Origin of the sequence: Aquabacterium sp., assembly GCF_036279675.1 — a bacterium.
Lineage (GTDB): Bacteria > Pseudomonadota > Gammaproteobacteria > Burkholderiales > Burkholderiaceae_C > Aquabacterium.
Genome location: NZ_DASUIS010000107.1, coordinates 1 through 4,569, shown reverse-complemented (window position 1 = coordinate 4,569; position 4,569 = coordinate 1). Strand labels below are relative to the sequence as shown.

Genomic DNA, 4,569 nt, shown 5'->3' with positions numbered 1-4,569 from the left:
GGTGCGCTGGATCTGGGGCGTGGGCGGCGGGTTGCTCTATCTGGTTCTGGATGCAACGCTGCGTCACGCTCAGCCGGTACATGTTTTACCCGCCTCGGTGGTGAGTGGTTTGCGGACGTTCAACCTACTGGGCACGTTCTTGATTTTGGGTGCCCTGGCTGCGGTATACCGCGAGTTGTTGCTGCAGGCCGAGTCGGTGCTGAGGTACCAAGCCTGCACCGATCCCTTGACGCAACTGCACAATCGTCGTGCGGTGCTGGATGTGCTCCAGCATGAGGCCGGTGCGTTTGTTCGCCAAGACCGCCCTCTGAGTGTCATCTTGTGTGATGTAGATCACTTCAAGGGGATCAATGACAAGCATGGCCATCACGCTGGAGACACGGTTTTGCGCGCGGTCGCCAAAGTGCTCAGCAATGGTGTGCGCCAGATGGACCGCGTGGCCCGTTGGGGGGGCGAGGAGTTTTTGATCGTGCTGCCTGGCACCGGTGCAGACGAAGCGCAGGCAGTGGCCGAACGCCTGCGTGCGCAAGTGGCTGCCCATGTTTGTCAGTCAGCCAAGGGGCCGATCCCGGTCACCATGACGCTGGGTGTGGCCCTGATGCGAGAAGGCGATGTCGTTGAAGCTTTGATCTCTCGGGCGGATCAAGCCCTGTATGCAGGCAAGCAGGCGGGGCGAAATCGGGTGCAGGTGGCCGCGGTTTAATTGAGTGTGAAATCCGACCTGTTTGAGCTTGTTCTGGTTCGGGCCAACCGCTATACTCCCACGACTCTTTCGAGGAGCGTTGCAAGGTCCGCACGTCAGTCGCGGCCCCAGGCTCGAAAGACTTCTCTATTGCAACGGCGCTCACCCGCATGTGTCCCGCTGGGTGAGTTGTATCTGTCGTGTCCTGTCTGGCACGGCCCGCATTCCCGGTATGCACGGCGGCTTCTGACCGATTTAGGAGCTTGAGCCATGACCCAATCTTTGATCAACGAACACAAAGGCGTCGAGTGCGTCGTTGCTGACATGTCCCTGGCCGACTGGGGCCGCAAGGAAATCAAGATCGCTGAAAGCGAAATGCCGGCGCTGATGGCCATCCGTGCCGAATACGCGCCCAAGCAGATCCTCAAGGGCGCGCGCATCACCGGCTCCCTGCACATGACCATCCAGACCGCCGTGCTGGTCGAGACCTTGCAAGCCCTGGGCGCCCAAGTGCGCTGGGCTTCGTGCAACATCTTCTCGACCCAAGACCACGCGGCGGCTGCCTTGGTGGAAGCCGGCACCCCCGTGTTCGCCTACAAGGGCGAATCGTTGGAAGACTACTGGGACTACACCCACCGCATCTTCGACTTCGGCCCCAAGGGTTCGGAAGGCGAAGGCCCCAACATGATCCTGGACGACGGTGGCGACGCCACCTTGCTGATGCACCTGGGCAAGCGCGCCGAGAAGGACCTCAGCATCCTGAACAACCCCACCAGCGAAGAAGAGCACATCCTCTACGCCTCCATCAAGGCCAAGCTGGCCGTGGACAGCACCTGGTACACCCGCAAGGCGGCCCAGATCATCGGGGTGACCGAAGAAACCACGACTGGCGTGCACCGCCTCAACGAGATGAGTGCCAAGGGCACCCTGCTGTTCCGCGCCATCAACGTGAACGACTCGGTCACCAAGTCCAAGTTCGACAACCTGTATGGCTGCCGCGAATCCCTGGTGGACGGCATCAAGCGCGCCACCGACGTGATGATCGCCGGCAAGATCGCTGTGGTGGCGGGCTACGGTGACGTGGGCAAGGGCTCGGCCCAAGCGCTGCGTGCCCTGTCGGCTCAAGTCTGGGTGACCGAGATCGATCCGATCAACGCCCTGCAAGCCGCCATGGAAGGCTACCGCGTCGTCACGATGGACTGGGCTGCCGACAAGGCCGACATCTTCGTGACCACCACCGGCAACCGCGACGTGATCACCTATGAGCACATGGCCGCGATGAAGAACAACGCCATCGTCTGCAACATCGGTCACTTCGACAACGAAATCCAGGTGGCCAAGCTGGAGCAGAACTGCCAGTGGGAAGAGATCAAGCCCCAGGTTGATCACGTCATCTTCAAGGATGGCAAGCGCATCATCCTGCTGGCCAAGGGCCGCCTGGTGAACCTGGGTTGCGGCACGGGTCACCCCAGCTACGTGATGTCGTCGAGCTTCGCCAACCAGACCATCGCCCAGATCGAGCTGTTCGCCCACAGCGACGCTTACGACAACGGCAAGGTCTATGTGCTGCCCAAGCACCTGGACGAAAAGGTCGCTCGCCTGCAACTGACCACGCTCAACGCCCAGCTGACCGAGCTGACCGACGAGCAAGCTGCCTACATCGGCGTGCCCAAGAACGGTCCTTACAAGCCTGACACTTACCGTTACTAACCTCCCCTACGGCCTGCGGCCGCCCCCCCAGGGGGGCACCGCTGGCGGACCGGCCAAGCCGGATCCGCGGCGGTCGCTGGATTTGTCGTGCACCTTCGGTGGCACTCCTTTGGGCGTGCCGGGGCGCGAGGCGTCCAGTGCCTCGGCCAAGGCCTGTTCGCCTGGCGTGAACTTTTTTCCTTGCACCTCTCGTACATGAACAACATCCTCCTCGCCCGCGCCGATCAGCTCATTCTTGAAAAAGGCCTGGCGCCCACGCGCTCGGCCGCACAGCGGCTGATTGAACAAGGCGCCGTGCAGTGGAGCGGCCCCAAAGGCTGGACCACCGTGCGCAAGGCGGGCGAGCAGTTGCCCATCGAGAGCGAGTTCCAGGTGACGGACGACTCGGAGACCCGCTGGGTTTCTCGCGCCGGCCTGAAGCTGGAAGGCGCCCTCAAGCATTGCGCGTTCTGCAAGCACCCTGTCGATCTGAAGGACAAGCTTTGTCTGGACGTGGGGCAGAGCACCGGTGGCTTCACCGAGGTGCTGCTGTCGCATGGGGCTTCGCACGTGGTGGGGGTGGATGTGGGGCATGGTCAGGTGCACCACAGCATCGCAGAGCATCCTCAGGTTTCGGTGATCGAGGGCGTCAACGCGCGCCACCTCACTGCTGAAGACCTCGGCGAGGATGCGCCCGAGTCGGGTTTCGACTTCATCGTGGCCGATCTGTCCTTCATCTCGCTCACGCTGGTTCTGCCCGCGCTTGTGCCTTTCCTGGCCGACAAGGGTGAGATGCTCATCCTGGTCAAACCGCAGTTCGAGCTGCAACCCGAGCACATCGGCAAGCGCGGCCTGGTCAAGGACCCAGCCAGCTACCCCGAGGTGGAAGCACGCATTCGCCAGGCCTGTACGGATCTTGGTTTGAAAGTCAGTGCTTACTTCAATAGCCCGATCGCCGGTGGCGACGGCAACCGTGAATTCTTCGTTCGGGCGCGAAAAGCTTGAAAAGTGAGCGCTTGCTTACGTTAAAAGCCGCACCAGAACAGATCTTGAAAGCCTTCTATGACGACCTTGACGCGTCTGCCCATCAGCCTGGAGTTCTTCCCACCCAAGACGCCTGAGGGTGTGGACAAGCTGGCCGCCGTGCGCCAGCAGCTCTACCCGCTCAAGCCGGAATACTGCTCGGTGACCTATGGCGCCGGCGGCTCCACCCAGGACGGCACCATCCAGACCGTGCGCGCCATCCTGAGCGAAGGCTTTGATGCGGCGCCTCATTTCTCCTGCATTGGCGCGAGCAAGGCGTCCGTGCGCGAGCAACTGGCTCAGTTCAAGGCTGATGGCATCAAGCGCCTGGTGGCGCTGCGCGGTGACCTGCCCAGCGGCTACGGCGGCTTCGGCGAGTTCCGCTACGCCAGCGAACTGGTGGCCTTCATCCGCGAAGAAACCGGCCAGCACTTCCACATCGAAGTGGGCGCCTATCCCGAAATGCATCCCCAGGCCCGCAACCCGCAGGCCGACCTGCAGGCCTACGTCACCAAGGTAAAGGCCGGCGCCGATGTGGCCCTCACGCAGTACTTCTTCAACGCGGACGCCTACTTCCGCTTTGTCGAAGACGCGCACAAGGCTGGTGCGACGATTCCCGTGATCCCCGGCATCATGCCCATCACGAACTCGACGCAGCTCATGCGCTTTTCGGATGCCTGCGGCGCAGAGATCCCGCGCTGGATCCGTACGCGTCTGGAAGGCTATGGCGACGACAAGGCGTCCATCCAGGCCTTTGGTCTGGACGTCGTCAGCGAGCTGTGCGAGAAGCTGCGCCAGGGCGGTGTGCCCGGGCTGCACTTCTACACGATGAACCAGTCCGGCCCCGTGCTGGCGATCACCCAGCGCCTGGGCCTCTGACAGGGGAAGTTGTCAGATCCGTTGCTCAAACGCATCGCGTTCGTCTGATCTGGCGCAAAACCCCAAGGGTTTTGGAGTATTCGCACTGCTTTGGGCCACGCTGAGTTGATGCAGCACAAGTTTTGGGCGGTCTGATCTTGTTGCAATGGCTGCATGGGTAGCGCCAACACGCTCCCCAGCAACCTAGCCACAAGAAGGATCAATCATGAACGCCACTTCCATCCGCACCCGCCTGATCGCTGCTGCCGCTCTGGCATGCGCCGCCGCTGCGCCCGCTTACGCTGGCGATTTCATGG

4 protein-coding genes and 1 riboswitch are annotated in these 4,569 nt (G+C 62.0%); all 4 genes read left to right on the top strand.

Annotation, left to right across the window (positions count from 1 at the left end; translation table 11 throughout):
* Positions 1 to 703 (top strand): GGDEF domain-containing protein (locus tag VFW93_RS12770; protein ID WP_329694371.1); only part of this gene is annotated, 703 nt, incomplete at its 5' end.
* A gap of 65 nt (positions 704 to 768) precedes the next feature.
* A riboswitch (S-adenosyl-L-homocysteine riboswitch) is annotated at positions 769 to 853 on the top strand.
* A 99-nt stretch (positions 854 to 952) separates the two neighbouring features.
* Positions 953 to 2,392, top strand: coding sequence for an adenosylhomocysteinase (ahcY, locus tag VFW93_RS12765; RefSeq protein ID WP_329694370.1), 1,440 nt, complete (start codon positions 953 to 955; stop codon positions 2,390 to 2,392).
* 195 nt (positions 2,393 to 2,587) lie between these two features.
* Entirely contained in the window at positions 2,588 to 3,376 is a 789-nt protein-coding gene (locus VFW93_RS12760; RefSeq protein WP_329694369.1) for a TlyA family RNA methyltransferase, read from the top strand.
* A 57-nt stretch (positions 3,377 to 3,433) separates the two neighbouring features.
* Positions 3,434 to 4,273 (top strand): methylenetetrahydrofolate reductase [NAD(P)H], encoded by an 840-nt coding sequence (metF, locus tag VFW93_RS12755; protein WP_290673391.1) that lies wholly within the window; start codon positions 3,434 to 3,436, stop codon positions 4,271 to 4,273.
* Positions 4,274 to 4,569: the final 296 nt, after the last annotated feature.

What these genes read in the sequence shown, in the direction of transcription:
- ahcY (WP_329694370.1), top strand. Translation starts at nt 953, where the DNA reads ATGACCCAATCTTTGATCAACGAACACAAAGGCGTCGAGTGCGTCGTT.
- VFW93_RS12760 (WP_329694369.1), top strand. Translation starts at nt 2,588, where the DNA reads ATGAACAACATCCTCCTCGCCCGCGCCGATCAGCTCATTCTTGAAAAA.
- metF (WP_290673391.1), top strand. Translation starts at nt 3,434, where the DNA reads ATGACGACCTTGACGCGTCTGCCCATCAGCCTGGAGTTCTTCCCACCC.